General features: G+C 66.3%; 22 protein-coding genes. 11 read left to right on the top strand and 11 right to left on the bottom strand.

The window, feature by feature from the left end; genetic code table 11:
- The first annotated feature begins 6 nt into the window (after positions 1–6).
- Positions 7–1,287 carry a hypothetical protein gene (locus OHB21_RS14035; RefSeq protein WP_328439080.1) on the top strand — a complete coding sequence of 427 codons (1,281 nt, stop codon included), beginning with the start codon at positions 7–9 and terminating at the stop codon, positions 1,285–1,287.
- Positions 1,288–1,311: 24 nt separating this feature from the next.
- On the opposite strand, the gene OHB21_RS14030 is transcribed toward OHB21_RS14035, so the two are convergent.
- Entirely contained in the window at positions 1,312–1,620 is a 309-nt protein-coding gene (locus OHB21_RS14030) for a hypothetical protein (RefSeq protein ID WP_195126610.1), read from the bottom strand.
- 184 nt (positions 1,621–1,804) lie between these two features.
- Here OHB21_RS14030 and OHB21_RS14025 point away from each other — a divergent pair, with 184 nt between their 5' ends.
- Positions 1,805–2,101, top strand: a complete 297-nt coding sequence (locus tag OHB21_RS14025) for a hypothetical protein (protein ID WP_328439078.1) — start codon at positions 1,805–1,807, stop codon at positions 2,099–2,101.
- A gap of 67 nt (positions 2,102–2,168) precedes the next feature.
- Complete coding sequence (locus tag OHB21_RS14020; protein ID WP_328439076.1) at positions 2,169–2,453, top strand: hypothetical protein; 285 nt, start codon at positions 2,169–2,171, stop codon at positions 2,451–2,453.
- A gap of 106 nt (positions 2,454–2,559) precedes the next feature.
- On the opposite strand, the gene OHB21_RS14015 is transcribed toward OHB21_RS14020, so the two are convergent.
- From OHB21_RS14015 to OHB21_RS14000, 4 genes are all read right to left on the bottom strand, one after another.
- Entirely contained in the window at positions 2,560–2,925 is a 366-nt protein-coding gene (locus OHB21_RS14015; RefSeq protein ID WP_328439074.1) for a hypothetical protein, read from the bottom strand.
- A 1-nt stretch (position 2,926) separates the two neighbouring features.
- Entirely contained in the window at positions 2,927–3,265 is a 339-nt protein-coding gene (locus OHB21_RS14010; protein WP_328439072.1) for a GNAT family N-acetyltransferase, read from the bottom strand.
- A gap of 135 nt (positions 3,266–3,400) precedes the next feature.
- Positions 3,401–3,733 carry a hypothetical protein gene (locus OHB21_RS14005; RefSeq protein WP_195126615.1) on the bottom strand — a complete coding sequence of 111 codons (333 nt, stop codon included), beginning with the start codon at positions 3,731–3,733 and terminating at the stop codon, positions 3,401–3,403.
- A complete protein-coding gene (locus OHB21_RS14000) occupies positions 3,706–4,179 on the bottom strand; it encodes a hypothetical protein (RefSeq protein ID WP_195126616.1) in 474 nt (157 codons plus the stop codon). The genes OHB21_RS14005 and OHB21_RS14000 overlap by 28 nt, the downstream gene beginning before the upstream one ends.
- A gap of 182 nt (positions 4,180–4,361) precedes the next feature.
- Here OHB21_RS14000 and OHB21_RS13995 point away from each other — a divergent pair, with 182 nt between their 5' ends.
- Together OHB21_RS13995 and OHB21_RS13990 are read left to right on the top strand one after the other, a co-directional pair.
- Positions 4,362–5,525 carry a helix-turn-helix domain-containing protein gene (locus tag OHB21_RS13995; RefSeq protein ID WP_195126617.1) on the top strand — a complete coding sequence of 388 codons (1,164 nt, stop codon included), beginning with the start codon at positions 4,362–4,364 and terminating at the stop codon, positions 5,523–5,525.
- 240 nt (positions 5,526–5,765) lie between these two features.
- Positions 5,766–6,185, top strand: coding sequence for a hypothetical protein (locus tag OHB21_RS13990; protein ID WP_195126618.1), 420 nt, complete (start codon positions 5,766–5,768; stop codon positions 6,183–6,185).
- Positions 6,186–6,257: 72 nt separating this feature from the next.
- Here the strand turns inward: OHB21_RS13990 and OHB21_RS13985 are convergent, their stop codons facing one another.
- From OHB21_RS13985 to OHB21_RS13970, 4 genes are all read right to left on the bottom strand, one after another.
- Positions 6,258–6,536, bottom strand: coding sequence for a hypothetical protein (locus OHB21_RS13985; protein ID WP_328439068.1), 279 nt, complete (start codon positions 6,534–6,536; stop codon positions 6,258–6,260).
- A gap of 47 nt (positions 6,537–6,583) precedes the next feature.
- A complete protein-coding gene (locus OHB21_RS13980; RefSeq protein ID WP_328439066.1) occupies positions 6,584–8,596 on the bottom strand; it encodes a recombinase family protein in 2,013 nt (670 codons plus the stop codon).
- Positions 8,597–8,720: 124 nt separating this feature from the next.
- Positions 8,721–9,077: a hypothetical protein gene (locus OHB21_RS13975; protein WP_195142578.1), complete on the bottom strand. Its 357-nt coding sequence runs from the start codon at positions 9,075–9,077 to the stop codon at positions 8,721–8,723.
- 362 nt (positions 9,078–9,439) lie between these two features.
- Positions 9,440–10,045, bottom strand: coding sequence for a GNAT family N-acetyltransferase (locus OHB21_RS13970; RefSeq protein WP_324192313.1), 606 nt, complete (start codon positions 10,043–10,045; stop codon positions 9,440–9,442).
- Between the two features lie 34 nt (positions 10,046–10,079).
- Here OHB21_RS13970 and OHB21_RS13965 point away from each other — a divergent pair, with 34 nt between their 5' ends.
- From OHB21_RS13965 to OHB21_RS13940, 6 genes are all read left to right on the top strand, one after another.
- Positions 10,080–11,240, top strand: a complete 1,161-nt coding sequence (locus OHB21_RS13965; protein WP_195142579.1) for a cytochrome P450 — start codon at positions 10,080–10,082, stop codon at positions 11,238–11,240.
- A complete protein-coding gene (locus tag OHB21_RS13960; RefSeq protein WP_328439063.1) occupies positions 11,237–12,418 on the top strand; it encodes a GAF domain-containing protein in 1,182 nt (393 codons plus the stop codon). Before OHB21_RS13965 ends, OHB21_RS13960 begins: the two co-directional genes overlap by 4 nt.
- A gap of 149 nt (positions 12,419–12,567) precedes the next feature.
- Positions 12,568–13,014 carry a hypothetical protein gene (locus tag OHB21_RS13955; protein ID WP_195142581.1) on the top strand — a complete coding sequence of 149 codons (447 nt, stop codon included), beginning with the start codon at positions 12,568–12,570 and terminating at the stop codon, positions 13,012–13,014.
- Positions 13,015–13,101: 87 nt separating this feature from the next.
- On the top strand, positions 13,102–13,608 hold the full coding sequence (locus OHB21_RS13950) for a hypothetical protein (RefSeq protein ID WP_195142582.1): 507 nt from the start codon (positions 13,102–13,104) through the stop codon (positions 13,606–13,608).
- Positions 13,605–14,813 carry an MAB_1171c family putative transporter gene (locus tag OHB21_RS13945; protein ID WP_195142583.1) on the top strand — a complete coding sequence of 403 codons (1,209 nt, stop codon included), beginning with the start codon at positions 13,605–13,607 and terminating at the stop codon, positions 14,811–14,813. Before OHB21_RS13950 ends, OHB21_RS13945 begins: the two co-directional genes overlap by 4 nt.
- Positions 14,813–16,252: a cytochrome P450 gene (locus OHB21_RS13940; RefSeq protein ID WP_195142584.1), complete on the top strand. Its 1,440-nt coding sequence runs from the start codon at positions 14,813–14,815 to the stop codon at positions 16,250–16,252. Before OHB21_RS13945 ends, OHB21_RS13940 begins: the two co-directional genes overlap by 1 nt.
- Positions 16,253–16,321: 69 nt before the next feature.
- Here OHB21_RS13940 and OHB21_RS13935 read toward each other — a convergent pair whose 3' ends face one another.
- Both OHB21_RS13935 and OHB21_RS13930 read right to left on the bottom strand, forming a co-directional pair.
- Positions 16,322–17,440, bottom strand: coding sequence for a DUF2130 domain-containing protein (locus OHB21_RS13935; protein WP_195142585.1), 1,119 nt, complete (start codon positions 17,438–17,440; stop codon positions 16,322–16,324).
- Between the two features lie 269 nt (positions 17,441–17,709).
- Entirely contained in the window at positions 17,710–18,684 is a 975-nt protein-coding gene (locus OHB21_RS13930) for a hypothetical protein (protein ID WP_195142586.1), read from the bottom strand.
- Between the last annotated feature and the right edge of the window lie 22 nt (positions 18,685–18,706).

Below are 18,706 nucleotides of genomic sequence, written 5' to 3'. Positions count from 1 at the left end.
GCCCACATGGGGATCTTCACCCGCGGCCAGCCCACCCAGCGCATCTACCTGGGCGAGGAGCGCATCACCCGCGTCTACCTCGGCGACCAGATGGTGTGGTCCGACCTCGCCGCCGGTGTCGTCGGGGTGGCGGCGGCGACCGCGACCGCCCTGGTGCTCGCCCCGTTGGTGACGCCGGGGTTCGGCGCGGCCCGAGCCACGGCCATGGCGGCCGCACTGCCTCCAGCGGTGTCGTCGCACGTCACCGTGTCGGTGCCGCGCGCGACCGCGTCTGCCGCGATGCGCCCAGCGGATACGCCTCGCGTTGCTGCGGCCGTGGTCGCGACCGCCACTGCGGCGATGCTGCCGCCGGGGTATGTGGACGCCGAAGTCGTCTCCGCTCCCGCCGCCGCCGCTGCGGCGTTCATGCCGCCGCCCGTGGTTGGCATCGCTGTCGCACCGCCTGCTGCCGCGGCCTCGGCGGCGGCAGGCGCTCCGGTCGTCACCGCCACAGCCACCGCAACCGCGGTAACCGCTGCGGCCACGGCAAATGCTCCCACCCCTGCGTACGTCATCGCCGTGGTTGCGCCTGCGGCAGTGGGCAGCGCGGCGGCAGGGACCCCTGTCGTGACAGCTACGTCGGCCGCCGAGGTCCTTGCGGCCACCGCGACAGCCCAAGCGCCGCCACCGGTCGTGGGCATCGCCGTCGCCCCACCGACGATGACCGCGAGCGCAGCGGCAGGCGCCCCATCGGCGACGGCGGCGAGTTCTGCCACCGCCCCAGCGGCGACAGCGACTGTGGCGGCAGTGGCGCCGACGGTGACTGCCGACGCGTCGATCGCCCCGCCAGTGGCAACGGCCGCCGCGGCGGGTCACGCGCCCGTGGTCACCGCGATCCAGTTCCAGCCCAGCGGCATGACCAAGAACGGCACCCAGCTACTCGGTACGTCCTACGCACAGATCCCGAACTGGGTCGCCGACACTGCGAACTACCCCGGGTCGACGGTGGTGGCTCATGCCCTGGTGTCGAACGGCGGCAAGTCGAATGCGACTGTGGCAGCGTCAATCCCGGTCAACAACAGCCAGTTCGCGAACGTCAACGGTCGGCTGCGGTTGATGCGCAACGGCAGCCTCCTGTTCGAGGGGGCGAACATCGCCATCCCTGCGGTCGGATCGGGCACGCTCACCGTCACCGCGACCGGTGTCACGGTCGCCGACGACGACGCCATCACCGTCGAGGGTATGGCCGCGATGGCGAGCTCGCTCACCGTGCAAACGGGAGCGAGCACGTGGGTGCGGATCACCTAGCTGCTGGCCCGGCGGACGGGGGTGTTAGGGCTGGCGTGCTGGCCGAATCAGCGCAGCGCCAGCCAGCACGATCACTCCGATCCCGGCGATTGGCCAGAAGATAACTCGACGGACAAGGGCTGCGTCGGCGCACTGTTCCGTCAGCTGCTCTCCGTGCGGCCCGCCGATCTTGGATGAGCCGTCCATTGGCTCGATCCTCAGCGCGGAGCCGCAGTCGACAGATCGGGAGCCGAACATGGCGGGCTCGGAGATCGACAGTCCCCACAGCAGACCTGCTGCGCCGACGATGATCAGGGTGACACCGACAACGGCGGCGAAGGAGCGAATAGACATGGCTCCATGATCGCCCGGTGACCGGCGGCTGTTACGTCCATCCGACTGCGCCCCATCCCCGCCGTCACGGGGTGGGGCGCTTCTCGTGTTTCCGGGCCAGCTCACCCCGCAATTCAACCGGGGGGTTGACACAGTTTCAACCGGGGGGTTAAAGTAGTGTCACCACCAACCGGAAGGCCCCGAAATGTCCGCCCTGCTCGACGCCATCGCCCACCACGAAACCCTCCCCGACACCGACTACACCCCCACCCGCCACCCCGGCGCCGTCGCCACCGTCATCTACACCTACGGCTCGGAGACCGGCCCCTACACCTACGTCGAGCACTACCGGGACATGGAGTACGCGGAGGTCTCCTACGAGGAGGACCGCGGCAGCGCCCGCGACAACCGCCGCCGCGCCGAAAAGCGAACCCCGGCCGAGATGTTCGAGGAGCACGGCGGGGACTGGATCACCGAGGTGAAGCTCAAGCGCTGGATCTGACCGCCAGGCCCCGCCTTCGGGCGGGGCTCAACCCGTTGCCTAGCGCAACGAAACAAGGAGCACCGACATGTCGTCCAGCCACTGGGCCGCCCTCGCCGAGCAGGCGCGCCGGCTCGCCGTCCTCGCCGAGGAGTCCGCCGCCCGCGACCCCCGCGCACTCGCCCCGACCGGTGACGCCGACCCGTTCGGGGAGATGATGCGGCTCGCCGCCGAGGATCTCGCCGCGCAGGTGCGGGCGTGCCGCAACGCCACATGGCGGAAGCTGCGCGCCGAGGGCGCCACCCTCGCCGAGATCGCGGCGCTGTGGGGAGTCAGCATCGCCGCGGTGTCCAAAGCCCTACAGAAGGGCTAGCGGACACCGCAGCGCTCACCGGCCCGGATCGGCTTCCTCGTCGCGCGCGACCTGGGCGCGCAGGGCGTCGGTTTCGCACTCCCAGTCCGAGGCGAGTGAGTCTTCATCACGCCTCACCGAGCCAGGCCCGCACTGTGCGGGCGCGGGACAGTCCGGTGCGTGCCGCGATCGCGGCCTCGGAGACCCCGTCCCTGGCGGAGAGGATGACGATCTGCCGCATGGCGGCGCGGGCGGCGGCCTCGTCGCGGCGTGTGCGCGCGAGTTCGTGGGCGGCGTCCTCCAGGCTGGTTTCGCCCAGTAGGTGCTGCACGGTCGCGGACAGGGCCGCGTCACGCAGATCCTGGTCGTCGGGGTCCGGGTAGCGGGCGGCGATCGCGTTGGCCGAACGCGCGAGACGTTCACGCTGCGCGCCGTCGAGTTCCGCCCAGGCGGGGCCAGCCCACGCTTCGAGTTCGTGCGGTTCGATTGGCATATCAGATCTCCTCGTCGGCGGTTTCGCAGGCCCAGCAGTCGCAGGCGTAGGGGGCGACGGTTTCGCCGCCGACCGCGCGGGCGAACGCATCCCCCTCGGGGGTACGGTGCTGCTCGGGAGCGTGGTAGATGGGCATCTGAGCGGCGGCGGTCTCGTAGAGGCGGCGGGCGATGCCCTGGCCCTGGTAGTCGGTGTTGACCTCGATATTGGCGATCTCGGCGCGCACCATGTCGACGTAGAGGGCGCCGATGACGGTGTTGTCGATGGTGGCTTCCCAGATGTGGAGGTCGCCGTCGCCGTAGTGGTCGTCGGTGCGGTAGGTGATCGCCGTCTCGCTCATGTACACCAGTGTACAGCACGTGTGCACTGGTGTACAACCCCCAGTTTCAGCCCCAGTCCGATGGCCAGAAAATCATCGCCACCACTACCGCGACCGGGATGGCGATCACCGCCGCGAGACCCACCGTCACCCAGCTCACCGCTGCACCCGCGACGGGCGGACGAATCCCGGCCCGTACCCGATGTACGGGTGGTGAGCGCCGGGTGCGATGAGGTCCGCGACGCCGGTCACCGCCAGCTCGGCTCCGTCGACGTGCTGGTGGCCGGGCGCGACGACGGCGTGCGCGCCGAGGTGGTGGACGCTCTCGATGAGCCGGTAGATCCAGCCGCTCTCGGTGCGCCGGTAGGTCATGGTGTCGGTGAGGTCGAGCCCGTGGCCGGCGGCGAGGCGCCGGAGTTGATGCCGGGCTGTCTCGGCGTCCTCGGTGAGGTCTAGGCAGATCAGGCCGAGCGCGTCGCGTGTCCCCACGGCACCTCCTGTCGCTGAGCGTCCAGTACGGCGGTGAGTGCGGCGAGCACCGACGACATCGCGGGGCGGAACGCGTCGCGCGCGGGGGTGTCCCAGCCCATCACCTCCGAGTGCGGGCCCGGCAGCGGCAGCAGGGTGCCGGTGTCGAGGACGCGCACGCCGGTGGCGCGGATCGCGGCGACCGTGGTGTCGTCGAGGTCGACCTCATCGTGGGCGCCGGTGAGGAACGTCAGCTGCCGGATGGGGTGCCAGATGATCGGCCCCGCGATCCGCCAGTCCGCGAGGTGGTCGCGGACCCGGTAGCCCCAGTACTCGGGCATGGTGACGGCGCGGAGGTTGCCGCCGATGGTGGCGATGATGCGGCCCCGGTCGTCGGCGTGGACGGGTAGGGCGGCGACGGTGCGCAGGTAGTGGCAGGTGCCGAGGGCGTCGGCGGGAACGGACATGTGGCCCCCTGGTCGCGGTCCGGTAGGACCCCGGCACCGGGGGGTCGCACGTCGGTGGGCGACCGGCTCGCGGAGCGGGAGACGCGGGCGCCCCGGTGTCGGGGGTGTCCCTCACGCTACGGCCGTGTGAACAGGCGATTGTTCGAGGAATGTTCGAAGCGAACACGGGTAGTCTGGCGGGTATGCAGTCCGGAGATTCTGTCGGCGCGCGGATCGCGCAGTGGCGCAAGACGCGCGGCCTCACCCAGCACCAGCTCGCGACGGCGGCGAACGTCTCGCGGTCGATGCTCGCACAGGTCGAGCGCGGCCACAGCTCGGCCTCGTCGGTGTGGATCGGCGCCGTCGCCCGCGCGCTCGGCGTCGACGCCTCCGTGCTGCACGGCGTCGAACCGGAGCGCCGGGAGCTGGACGTGGTGCCGATCCTGCGCCGGACGCTGGCGGCGACCGACCTGATGGACCCGTCCCTGGAGCCGATGCCGCTGTCGGAGCTGCGGCGGGTGTCGGCGCAGGTGGCGCAGTGGCGTCGCGACACCCAGTACCGCAAGATCGCACAGGTGCTGCCGGACCTGGTGGACGGGCTGCTCATCTCCGGGACCGAGCACGGCGAGCCCGCGTACGCGCTGCTGACCGACGCCTACCGGGCGGCGAACACCGTCGCCCACAAGCTTGGCTACGCGGACCTGAGCTTGACTGCGACGGAGCGGATGGAGTGGGCGGCCACCCGCTCCGGTGACCCGCTGCTGCTAGCCACCACCCACTATGTGAAGGCCGCGACCCTCGCCCGAATCGGTGCGTCCGGGGCCGCGTTGCGGCTGCTGGTGCGGTCGATGGCCGACCTCGAGCCGGTCGTGGACGACGACGCCACCGCTGCTGCCGTGTACTCCATCCTCCACATGCGGGCCGCGACGATCGCCGCGGCGACCGGGGACGCCGACACCGCCCGCACCCACCTGGCCGAGGCGCGGGTCCTCGGGAGAGGCGTACCGGACGGCACCGTGTACGGGACGCCGGTCGGGCCCGCGAACGTACGCCTGTACGAGCTGTGCGCGGAGGTGGATCTCGGGGAACCGGGGCGGGCGTTGGAGGTGGCGCGTGGGACGAGGCTGCCGGCGGGGATGGCGACCGAGCGGCAGGCACAGTACTGGCTGGACAGAGCCCGAGCGCATCTGCTGGCGGGTGATCCGGACGCGGCGATCAGCGCGCTGGCCGAGTCCCGCATGGTGGCGCCGGAGCATTTCCGAGCATCGTCGGCAGTGCGGAACATCATCACGACGACAGCGACGCAACAGCGGCGGGCGTCGGACACGCTGCGCAGCCTGGCGAACGCGGCGGGCATCGCGGACTGAACCGACCGGGTGGTCGTATCGGTGAGAGGTATGCGGCGTTTCGCGACCAGCGGTGGCACGCCGATGCTATACAGGTTCGCTACCGACAGATCCCGATCTGGCTCGAAGGGATGCGTTGACCAGACCGAAACACCCTGATAAGGACCTCGAGAAGCTGATTCGTGACCTTGAGGCTGCACACTGGACAGTGCAGAAGAACACTTACTACCGCGCAAGCTGCCCATGCGGGCAGCACCTGAGATGGATACACTGCACACCTTCCGGTCCGAACTACGCCAAGAGGTGGAGGACGTGGCTGGAGAACCAAACATGCTGGGATGGGCAATGACTACTACTTGGTACGTAGAGTTCTCGGCTACGCCGCCGACGGGGGTAGATCGGCCTCAGCTGGAGGAGCACCTCGAAGCGGTGCTGGTTGAGCTGGACAAGCTGGACGGCGTCACCGACGCTGACGCGTTCGTGGACTACAGCGAGCCGCGCGTGGTGTTCTCGATGGCAGTGCGAGCGGCCGACCACACCGGCGTGGTCGGCCAGGTCGTCTCATCCATGCGGACCGCGATCCATGCGGCGGGTGGCGGCACGAAGGGATGGGAGAAGGTGGCCGAGAGGATGTCAGCCGTTTCTCGGTACGACATCCGCCGGGAGGACGTTCCTGTGTGACCCACACTCGATACGTCTCTAGGAAAGACACCCGAGCCCTGTCAGCGCACGCTGCGGCAGGGCTTCGGCGTTTCAGCGCCGCTGGCACTTGCACACTGGCTCGTCCAGCGGTGGGTCGCAGAACTCGGCGCCGCACTCACACAGGCTGGTGCGGTGCCCGCCACGGGTGTCGGTGTGGCAGGGCGTCCACCCGATCCGGTCGATGCGTAACCGGTGTCCGGCGGGGCAGTGCACGGGCGTGGGCTCGACGCAGGACCCGTCGGGCAGCATCAGGACCACCACGCCGACTCGGGCGCGCACCAGCTCCCGGTCCGGGATGATCCGCCCGCGGTACTCGTACTCCTGGCGCATTCATTCAGGATGGCTCGAGGGTCCGACAGGGGTTTCGACGCGAGAGGTCACAGCGCCCACTCGTCGCGGTGGTCGGGGCGGTCTGCCCACCGGTGCGCGAGGCAGCGCAGCAGCCCGTCGGCGAGGTGCTCGTCCGGGACGGCGAGGGCGAGCACCTCCCCCGCCGCCGGTTCCATGCCTGTTGATGACATCAACAACCGAGCGTAAATCGCCTGGTCGCGAACACACGCCGAAGATTCTCCAGAATCACTCAGCCGCAGGTCAGGGGCTAAAAACCTCCGATTCTCAAGGGGTTCGATTCCCCTTAGCTCCACCAAAGGGTCACTACTAGAACCCAGGGCTGAATGAACGCCCTGGAGTAGGACCCCTACTCCTCCCTTCATTTGGGCGTTGCCTGATCCAGGAGTATCCCGGCTTGTCTTGTGCCGGGTTGCGCCGCATGTTCCTGTCTGTGCCCGTTGGGCGGCGTGTAGCTGTCCGAAGGGGTCGTGCAGGCGGTGGCCGTTGATCTGCTCATCGTCGATATAGAGCTGTTGGAAGATTGCCTGATTGAACAGGCGGCGCTGCTGTTCGTTGCAGCGGCGATACAGTTCTTGGGGATTCTCCAGCAGTGTGAGCGCGGCTTCGATGAGTCGGGCGCTGGATGACAGGTCTTCGGTCGTTGTTGCCAGGCGTTCGGTCAGCCGTCGCCGTTGGTGGGCGATGTCGCGGAGCTTGGCTTTGATCTTGGGCTGCGGAAGGGTGGCGTCGGCGGCCAAGTCGATGAGGTTCTCTTCCTGGGCGTCGAGTGCCTGCAGCTCGGTGGTCAGTTGCTTCTGGAGGAGCCGATCGGCGGTCTCTTGAGCGTTGATGGCTTCGGCGATCTGGTTGCGGATGCTGGTGATGAAGTCGCTGCGGAATCGGATCGTCGCGTAGTGCGCCTCGACGGCGTCTTCGACGAGTGCGACGTTGATGTGGGGCGCGTTGCAGGTGCCCTTCTGTTTGTTGCGGCAGAAGAAGTAGAGGTATTCGTTGCCGTGTCGGTTGGTTGTTCGCTGGATGATCATCCGCCCGACGGTCCCGGTCCGCTGGCAGCGTCCGCAGAACAGTGACCCTTTGAGGTAGTGGTGGTGGACTCGTCGGCGTTCGTTGGCGTTGGTGCGGGATTCGAGGATCTCTTGGACGTTGTCGAAGAGGTTCTCGTCGATCAGCGGCTCGTGTCGGCCCTGCATCTCCTCGCCCTTGTAGATGACGTAGCCGAGGTAGTAGCGGTCGCGCAGCATCTGCGAGAGCTTGTTTCTGGAAACCCGTTGGGCGGGACGGCGATGGCTCGGCCGGGTGCGCAGCCCGCGGTCGTAGAGTTCCTCGGATAGCTCGTCGAGGGTGTAGTCGCCGGTGGCGTACAGCTGAAACGCGAGCCGGACGAGCGGAGCGCGTTCGGGGTCCACACCGATGGTGCGGATCTCGCGGCCGTCGAACCGATCGAAGACATTGAGGTACCCGAGCCGGGCACGGCCGAGCGTGCCGCCGTTGCGTGCCTTCTGACCCATCTTGTAGGAGATGTCGGCGCCTGACTCGCGGGACTGGTACTCGTTGAAAGTGGCGAGGATGCCGTGCATGAGCTGGCCGACCGGCGAATCATCGATGGATTCGGTGGCGGAGACCAGGGTGACGTTTCGCTTGCGGAGGTCGGCCATGACGATGGCGTCGTCGAACCGGTTTCGGGCCATACGAGACAGTTTGTAGACGATGACGTAGTCGACGTCTTGATGGTTTCGAATTCGAGCGAGCAATCGTTGAAACTCGACTCGTTTCGACATTTCAGTCGCACTCCGACCCGGCTCGATATATTCATCGACAATGGTCAGGCCGAGTTGATTTGCCTTGTTCTGGCAGGCGACACGTTGAGCGGGAATGGATATGCCTTCGGGGTCATAGTCGGTCTTGACCTGCCCTGGCGATGATACACGTAGGTAGATGACAGCACGATCGCCCGCCTTCAACGGTGCTGGCAATGATGGGAGTTCGGATGTCAATTCGTCATCCGCATCGTTCCCCGGACCTACATACGCGCTCACCATGCTGATTCCTTATTCTCGACATCGCGGTATTATCGCGATCAATATTATTATGATTCAACAGAGGGTTATATATTCCCCTTGTGGCACTGATTCGAGATCTGTCAAATTTGCGAATCGAGGGATTTCAGGCAGCATTTTTATTGGAGTGGAATTGCGTAGTTTCATCCAGGATTGAGGAATTCTCCGGAGCTTCTGCCGCGTCTTCATTGCGTGACTCGTCTGCCGTGGTCAAGAAGCTGGACAGCAGACGAGCAAGCCTGCGGGTATCGGGAGGGTCTCGGCGGGTGTCACGTACAGAAACGCGCAGCGCTCGTGGCTTCGCCTGCCTATCACGATGTTCGTCTCGGTTGGTCGAAAGTTGAGCCGGGTGCGGCTCATCGGTTCCCGCCGGCACGGGTTCGGCAGCGGCTTCGGTCAACGAGCCGATCGGGTCGTGCCCAGATGGCAGGTTCACTCCGATATGAGGGTCGGGTCGGTTCACGGTGGTCCTCCACTGTCCAGATCTGTCCACCGACACCAAGGTGGTGCCGAGGCGGTCTCCACAGGTAACTCCTCGATTTCGGCCCCGAATTGGACACACCAACCCCCGTAAACCACTCCACCGACGGCCGAGAGGGACAGTCGGCTTCGACGTAGTGGCATGTCCGGAGGCCCTGTGTCGCGGCGGTCGAAGCACACCCTCGGCGCGGGGATGCAGAGTGGTGTGATGGTTGTGGCCTTGAGTGGCAACTGTGCGCCGGCCAGGGGCGAGGGCGCTTGAGATCAGCCCGGCGCCTCGCATCGGGCAATCGGTTTCTCCGGCTGGCTTGTTGTCTTCTCGCCCCGACTCCGGGGCTGGCGGCTTCACATGTTGATGGTCATGGCCCACATGGTGGGCCTGGCACCTACTGGTAGGTGGAAGCTTTCAGCGGTCGCGAACCCGAGTCGTTGGTAGTAGGGGATGTTGTCTTCCCGGGTGCATACGAGGTAGGCCGGGGTGCCGGGACGCGATGTCAGGAGATCGGTGATCAGGCGTGTGGCGTAGCCCTGTCCCTGTTGTGCGGATGAGGTTCCGACGTTGGCCAAGTACCAGTGTTCGGGCTGGTGGGGGTGGTGTCGATCGAGAGTACGCCGGACGGTGATCGCGGCGAATGTGCGGCTGGTGAGGGCGGGCAGGAGGTCGGGTGCGGCACGCAGGGTGGTGCTGACGGGTTGGTCCCATCGGGCAGGTGGGTCCCAGACGGCGACCGAGCGGATGACTCCGTTGGTGTCGGTGGCGACGCGAACTCCGCCGCCGGGGAGGTGGAAGTGGCGCAGGGAGGCGGTGAAGTACCTGGGCAGGGCGCGGTGGCGCTGCTGCGGGTTGGGCCAGATCGCGCTCATGAGCGGGTCGTCGCGGAATGCTTCGGCGAGTACGTGGGCGCAGTCGGTGATGTCCGCGGCGGTGGCGGCACGGGTGGTGATCGGCACGGCGGACTCCTGATGGGTTGGCACACTGATGGGTATGAAGATGGGGCGGTGCCCGTTCGCGGCGGGAATTCATGCGGTCGACGAACTTCACGAGGATCTCAGAACCAGTGAACCTGGTGTGCATGAGGCCGAGCTACCGGACGGGTCGCCGGTGTGGGTGGTCACTGGATGGGAGGCGGTGACCACGCTATTGGCCGATCCCCGGATGTCGGCGGCCAAGGCCGACTCCAGCACCGGCTTCCGGGGCCAGAACCTGCCTGCGGCGTTGGAGGCGAATCTGCTCAATATCGATGGGGAGCAGCATCGGCGTGTGCGGAAACTGGCGGCCGAGGCGTTCGCGCCCGCACATCACGCCGAGCAGGAACAGGTGGTGCGGGCTGCCGTGACGGAGCTGGTCGACGCATTGCCGGCGACTGGTGATATCGACTTGATGGGCGGGCTGTGCGAGCCGTTGCCGCCGCAGGTGATCGGTACCTTGCTCGGGTTGCCCGCCGACAAGCTCGATGCCTTCCGTGCAGCGGCCCGGCCTCTGTTCCTGATCGACACATCGACGCAAGGCGCGGCGGTGCAGGGTGCGATGGGGACGATGTTGATGCTGGTGGCCGGGGTGATCGACGACAAGCGCCGCGATCCCGGCGATGATCTGCTCTCGCGCTGGCTCGCCGCCCGCGACGGGCAGGATCGTCTCAGTGAGGACGAGCTGATCAGTTTGGCGTTCGCTGTGATCATCGGCGGATTCGAGAACGTCACCTCGCTGACGTCTGCGGTGCTGGATGAACTGGTCCGGCACCGCTGTGAGGAGGCGCGCGAGTTACTGGGGTCGCCGCCGGAGTTCGCCCGGCTGGTGCGGAAGGTGATGGGTGCCGTGGCGCCGGTGAACTATGCGTTGCGCCGGTTCCCGCTGACCGACATCGATGTCAACGGGGTCCGCATCCCCCGGGGGCACACCGTGGTCTTGTCCCTGCGGTCGGCTCATCTCGACCCCGCCCGGCGGGAACGTCACGACCTGGTATTCGGACACGGTCGACATTTCTGTATCGGTGCCGCCTTGGCGGAGATGCAAGCCGTTCATGTTGCCCGCGCGGTCTTGGAGAAGTATCCGGTATTGAAACCGGTCAAGCCGCGCGAGCAGTATCTGTTGCGGCCGTCGTGGCTCACCTATGCTCTCGCGGAGCTTTCCGTATCCACCGTGTGACCTGCGGTTCGAGCGCGGTTTCGGCGCGCTGTTCTAAGATCGGTGAAAGATTCAATCAGGAAGGAACAGCGACCTCGGAGATCGACGCGATGCCGAAAAGCGGATGGACGCTCATCGAAACCTTGGAGCCAGGTCGGCTCACCGTCGTTGCGCGCGGTCACGAAGCCCGAGATCGAACCTCCTTCGAGCGAGCCGTCACCGACCAGCTGAGAATCGGCAAAGCCCCAGGGCACGAGGCTGCACAATGGCTGGAAGCGCTGATCGCCGACATGCGGTCGCATCCCGAAGCGGCGGCCACGCAACGCGTCCTGCGCAACGGTCACACGGTCGGGGCGCGGATCGTGCCTGTGATCGGGCCGGACAATACTCTCCACGGCGCACATGTGTGGTTGGGTACCGACGGGACGAAACCACAGCAGCGGCCGGTGTCGGCCTTCGCATTCACCTGGGACTCGAACCTGCGGCTCGCGGAGTTTCCGGCGGCGCTGACCGACGGGACGCCGCGCTCGCAACTCACGGCACCGGAAATCTTTCGCTTCGTCGAACCAGCAGACGGGCTTTCGCTGATCAGGGCGCTGCTGTCGTCGCAACCGGGCGACAGCTGGAGCGGTGCGGTCACCGTAACGGTCGGTAAGAACAACAGGCCGGGTCATGTCGTCATGGCCGCTGGCACGCCCCCACAGCCTCCCGCGAAGTGGCGTGGACTGCTGTTCGAGACCTCGACTCCGATGGCCGGGATAAGTTTGGAGGCGGCGGCATTGGCGGCGATACCTCGCATGTCCCAGGTCCATATGGTGCTGGTCGACATCGCCAAGATGCGGTTGATCCGCTGGATCACCGATCCGCTACCCGACGTCCAGTGGAAAGGGCAGGTCGACCAACGCGACACCCCACATCCTGACGACGTGAAACGCATCTTCGCTGCTGCCGCCGACGTGTTCACCGGCAAGGCCGAATCCGCTGAAGTGCACGATGTGCGGTTGCGGCGCCGCGGGGGCGGATGGGTTGTCGTTGACGGTACCGGGGCCATCGTCGGAACCTCTGACGCGGGTCCGGCCCTTGCCGTGCTGCAACTGCGGGTGACAGGGCACTCTGACGAACCCGACCCGGTGGCCCCCACGGATACAGGGCATCCCGGGCTTGACGATCCTGAACAGCCGGATCCGCTCCCGCGCTGACGGAATGTGAACACCTTCCACCTCGAATAGCCGTTTGTTATGATGGCGAAGTTCTGATTCCCGGTACCAGTCTCTGACGGACGCCGGATGAGCGCTCGAGTCCTGCGGACCGAGCGCGGGTCTCATCCAGGCAAACCAGGGAGGTACCGATGAAAGGCTCGCCCATCGATCAGCGGCAATCAGCCACGATGGCCGACGAGATCATCGAGTTGCCGACGAGGGTGAACCGGCTGTTCAGCACGTTCCACTCTCGCACGGAACCCGAGCAAGACTCGGCAGATGTCGCTCGCAGTGTCAGCGCGATCGTCGGCAAGACCATACTTGCCGAGGAAATCATCGCGCTGCGGACCGGCAGCACGAGCGGTGGAGTCGACCCTACGGTGCTGCAGGCGATTGCCCAGCACTTCCACGTCCTGCCGGTGTATCTCACCGGTACCTCTGACGAGGCGCGCCCCGTCGACCGCCAGTTGCGGTTGCTCTCGGCGGCACGCGATGCCGGCGTCAGGCATATGGCGTTGCGCGGCAACGATATCGATATCACCGCTTTGATTCGCGAGCTGTCCAGGCTCGTGCCTCCAGACCACAGCGCAGCCTGACCAGAGGGACCGGGCCGTGCTTTAACACAACGCCGAATGCGAAGGAGATCGCCGCACACGCGACGCCACCGGGAGGGATGAATACCAATGAACGACACGGCAGTATATGTCCAGGAGACCGCACGGATCGTGCCGGTGCCATGGCCGTGGGATCCGAACGAGTACGTGACGCGGGTCGCGGAGTATCGGCAACGGCCGATCACGGTGTGTCCCATCGACGCGAATGCGTTGTCGGGAGCCGGGTGCGGGACCGGTAGCGGGTTGTGGATCGCTCGGGAGCACGACGACATCATCATGGTCGGGGCCGAGACCGAATGGCATGCCGGACACATCATCGCCCACGAGATCGGGCACATGCTCCTGGGACATGGCTCGTCCACTCCGGAGTCGGACGGTGATGTGCTGCCGTTGCAGGCATTGATGCCCCTGCTGGATCCGGCGTCGATCCGCAGCGTTCTCTGGCGCCGGGACTATGGGACCGCCCGCGAGCAGGCTGCCGAATCGTTCGCCGGGTTGGTGATGGTGGAGGCGACCTTGCCGCGGCGACGACCCTCGCAATTCCGATCCACGTTCTTCCTCGGGCGGCACCGATGACCTCGCCGATTCCCGGCCTGCTGGCCTGGCCCGTCCTGGTTGCGGTCATCGCGATCACCGCCGGACGGTGGTGGCTGCTGGGCGACAAGGTCGTCGATCGGCTGATCAACCGGGCTCTGCTGGCAGCGATTGCCGGACTACTGTTGCGGGAAGCGTGGGCCGAAGACCTGGCCGCGCGCCTCGTGTGGTTCGTCGGCGATGCCGAGATGGTGCAGCTGTGCCGCCAAGCTTCGTTCGGGGCAATCCTGGTGACCATCTCGTATATCTATGGCATCGCGAAATTGTGGGAAGGGGCGAATCCTGCAGATACCTGGCACCGACAGCGCGCCTATGACCTCGTCGCCCTCGCGGCGTCCGCGGTGATCCTGATCGCCGGCACCCCCGCGCGCCATGCGGATCAGCTGATCGACGAGGCATTGGGCTGGCCGGCGGTGATCGCGTGGGTGGCGTTCTATCTGCCGCTCGGGATCACCGCATGGGTGATCGCCCGCATCAGCTTCCGCGAGTTGCGCGGTGACGCGCTCCTGCGCGAGCGTGTGCTGTACCTGGGTGTACTTGTTCTCGCCACCGGCCTCGGGCTCAGTTCGCTCGCAATTCCATTCCAGACCGGGTTCGCCGTCGTGCAGAGCCAACCGTCTGCGGACCCGGAAATGAGCAGCAAAGGCTGGACCTTCTTCTTGGCCACTGTTGTCGCGTCTGCTGCGGTAGCAGTGCCGTTGATCAGCACAATCCTCATAAGAACCGGGCAGGACCGGACCAGCCGCTATTGTCGCCGCCTGCAGCCCGTGTGGCGCGACCTGACCGCCAGTGTCCCCGAGATCGTGCTCGCTCCACCCGGAGATGGCGGCGGGGTGGGACCGGCGCTGCGGCTTCACCGGATGATCGTCGAGATCCGCGACGCTCTCCTGCATCTCAAGCCTTACACCGCGGCCAGATACCCGGCTGGCCCCGAACGCGACGGCATGCTGTCCTATGCGGTGGCAATTCTCGCGGCGATCGACCAGAAGAACGCCGGGCGAGCACAGCAGGACGACCCCGGCCCCAAGCTCCAACCGGTTCGGCTCGGTCCGCGAGACTTGACCACCGACCTGAACGAACTGCTGGACCTGGCCGGTGTGTGGCCGACGGCCCGACATATCGCCTCGATCGAAACGCCCTCGAGCGCTCGGTGCGCGGCACCCTCGACCAGTAGGAGCACGATGTGATGGCGATCAGCCCGCCCCGGACCGGCAGCGACGACGCGGCAGCATTGCCGCATCCGAGGTGGAGACTTCCCGTTGTTGGTGACCTGTTCACCATGAACGTGGCCAAACCCACCCAGACATCGCTGCGGGACGCCCGAAGGCTGGGGCCGATCTTCGAGCGGCGCATCGTCGATTGGCCGATGATCGTGGTCTCCGGCGCCGACCTCATCGCCGAAATCAACGACGAACATCACTGGACCAAACACCTCGGAGTGCCCCTGCGCAAGCTGCGCCGAGTCGCGCGGGACGGACTGTTCACCGCCCGCAACGACGAACCGGCCTGGGCGGTAGCACACAACATCCTCGCGCCCGCCTTCACCCAAACAGCGATGCGCTCCTACCACCAGACGATGGCCGCCACCATCGGTGAACTGCTCGACACCTGGGGCGACACGCACCACATCGCCGACATCGCGGAGGAAATGAACCGGCTCACCTTGGAAATCATCGCCCGCACCGGGTTCGGCTACTCGTTCGATTCGTTCTCCTACACCCCCGGCCAAGCGCACCCCTTCGTCGAGGCCATGCTGCGCGGCCTGACCTACATCAACCGCAACGCCAACCTCCCACCGCTGTTGCAGAACACCCTGGGACGGCGCGCAGCCGGGCAGCATCGCCGCGACATCGCCTTCATGCACCGAACCGTCGACGACGTGATCGCCGCGCGCCAGGCCAGCGGCACCGTCGGCCAGCACGACGATCTGCTCGACCGCATGCTCACCACCACCGACCCGGACACCGGCGAGCATCTCGATGCCACCAATATCCGCAACCAGATCCTGACGTTCCTGGTCGCGGGCCACGAGACCAGCGCGGGCGCACTGGCTTTCGCGCTCTACGAGCTGGCAAAGAATCCCGAGGTCGCGGCACGAGCGCGCGCCGAGGTCGACGACCATTTCCCAGGCCGGGACCGGCCGATAACCAGCTACGAGGACGTCGCGAAGCTGCGGTATCTGCGGCGGGTGGTCGATGAAACGCTGCGGTTGTGGCCGGTCGCGCCCGGTTATTTCCGCGAGGCGCGCCATGAGGTCACGATCGGTGACGGCAAATACCGCTTCCAGCAAGGTGATTGGGTATTCGTGCTCACCTGGTATGCGCACCGCGACCCGGAAACCTGGGGGCCGGACGCAGAACGTTTCGACCCGGACCGGTGGGCCCCGCAGCGGCAGCGTGAGCTGGACCGCCGTCGCGTATACAAGCCGTTCGGGGTCGGGCACCGCGCCTGCATCGGCCGCCAATTCGCCTACCACGAAGTCCTGCTCGCCCTCGCCCACATCCTCCACCAGTACGAGATCCACATCGACGGTGACTACAGCCTCGACATCGCCGAGCAGATCACCCTCAAACCGGCTGGGCTGCGGGTACGAGTCGACCGCCGCACGGGTCTGCCGGCGCATTAACCGGCCGACCCTGCGAACAAGCGCGCCCGCCGTCCAGGCGACCTGTCGCAGCAATGCATATCGCCGGATTCAGTTCCGAGACTGGGAGGCCGTCGATTTCGGGTGTCGGGTCGACGGGCTCTCCTTTCGTGCGCCGTTGGGAGAGGCCGACCGATGGTCGGTCACATGTTCTGAGTGCAGAGCGGGTGGGACGGCGACGCCGGCGGCTTCGAACTCGCCGAACATGGTGAACATTCGGTCGAGCACGTCCTGCTGGTGCTGGTCCAGCTTGGCGAGAGCAGCGTGTACTTGATTTCGCAGCTTGGCCCCGGTAGCCAGGGTTTCGCGCGCGTCTTGGACGATCCGCTGCAGGTGGGCGAAGAACCCGCCCCGGTCGACGTATTCGAGCAACCGGTCGGCACGCCCACGACGGGCCTTGCCCGCCATCGCGTGACGTTTGTTGTCGATCACAGCCTGCCGCAACGGAATGGACATGTACGTCGCCAGGTCGGCGGCACACAGGAGGATGCCGTCGCGGATTGCGACACCATCCACCGTGGCCGGCATCGATGCGCTCACGAGCACCCCGAGACCGGCGTGATCACGATCGACATCACGGACAAGCTTAGGAATCCACGCCGAGCTGAAGTGCTTCGTTCTCTTGCACTCCCACAAAATCGATCCCCAGCTTCGGCCGTCGACACGCACGATCTGGAGGACATCACCGCCCTTCTGACCGTTCCGAATCACCGAAATCTCATCTTCGGGGTAGCGGCGCTGCAGTTCCTCAGCGAATGCGTGCTGGTAGGCGACTCCCGTCGGCTGTGGTGGCGGCCCCGGCGAAATCTTGCTCTCAGCCAGAGCAAGCTGGTCCAGCGCCCGCTTCTCCCGGTTCTGGTACTCCAGAATCACCGGACGATATCTCCGTTCCGCCTCCTGCTGCGCCCGTTTGCGTTCACTGCGAGTGACCTGATCTCGCATCCGCGACTGCGCGGCCTGCATCTGCTCGAGGTGTGCCTGAGCCTCGGCCAGCGCGACCGTCGCGGCCTGAGCCCGCTGCTTCTCCGTTGCCGCGGTTTCGTTACTTCGCTGCGCTTGGCTCCGCAGCCGATTGACCTCGTTTCGCATCCCTGCACGGACCCGTGTCAGGACGTCGTTCTCCATGGCTTTCTCTCGGGCAGCGAAATCCTCTTCCAGTTCGAGGCGCACTCTGGCGACCTGTGGTGCTGCGAGCTGTTCGATGAAGGCAGAGCCGAGCTCTGCGCCGCACCGTGGACAGATTGCTGCCGGATGGGTTACCGATCGAGACCTTGTTGTGCTCGCCATCACTTGCTCCTCGGCCGAACGATTGGGACACCAATAGTCTCCCCACCTGCACCGACATTCTGCGACCTGCGCATCCGACCGAACGATTGCGAAGCCGAGAGCGGGCTCCTGCTAGATCGGCGGCGACCGCCTCACAGTCGTCACCCGGTTGTCTATCGGCGCCGGGGGCTGCGTCCTGGGCGTCGCGCCCGCGCCGGGTTGGTCGTCTGGCGTCCGCGCGGCCTCGGGGTTCTGTCCGGGTAGGTGATGGCGGCTGTGGCGAACCGGTAGTAGGCGTGGTGGTCGAGGTGGAAGGTGGTGTGGTCGGCTGGGTCCTGGTCGGCGAGGAAGAACATCCAAGACCGGACCGAGCTGCCTGCATGTTCCCGTGCCTGTTTGGCGGCGGAGGTGATTTCCCGGCGCAGGCTGGCGCGGAGCCGGTTGTCCCAGGATGACCAGTCGATGACGACCCGGTAGGGGTTGGTGACCTTCGCTGGTGCGTCGGGGTCGCGTTCGCCTGCGTAGGGGTAGACGGTTGCGGCGGTGTCGGTGAGCACGGGGCCGATGCTCCAGGCGACCTCGGCGTAGAAGATTCGCCGGTTCGGGTAGGCGGTGATCTTTTCCTTGTCCAGGCGTTTGAAAGCGTAGAGGTATTTGTCTACGTCGACACCGGGCAGGCTGATGGACAGTTCGGCCCGGTTGTTGGGGTAGAGGATGAACGTGCGGCAGAACGGCCGGATCGTGGTCGCGGTGCTCGGTCGCCGTCCCTGGCCGCCTCCGGTGGATCCCGCTCGTTGTCTGTTGCGAGTCGATGGCCGCTCCGGTGGGTCGACAGCCGCGGGGTCGACCTGCTCGCGTTTGTCGGGTTCGACCATCCGAGCGGGATAGTCGGCGGTATCGGTGAGCTGTTCGCGGCCCGGTGCCAGCACGCCGTCGCGGCGAACCAGGGCGGGGTCGCCCGAGATCATGCAGTCGTCTAGGTGTTTCGCCCGGAAGTGTGCCGTGGTGTGTTCGGTGTGGACCGCGACCGCGGTGGCCGGCTGGAAACAACCGAGGCACTCGAACGGGCCCAGGTCTGCACCCTGGTGGTAGGCGAGTTCAGCGGCTTCGACGATCACCTGCCGCCGCACATCCCATGCCACGTCCATCTCGAGCTCCTCCCCGCTCGTG

Origin of the sequence: Nocardia puris (assembly GCF_036051655.1) — a bacterium.
In the GTDB taxonomy this organism is placed as follows: domain Bacteria; phylum Actinomycetota; class Actinomycetes; order Mycobacteriales; family Mycobacteriaceae; genus Nocardia; species Nocardia puris.
The sequence above is the reverse complement of the archived record's forward strand: the minus strand, read 5'-3'. Positions and strand labels throughout refer to the sequence as shown.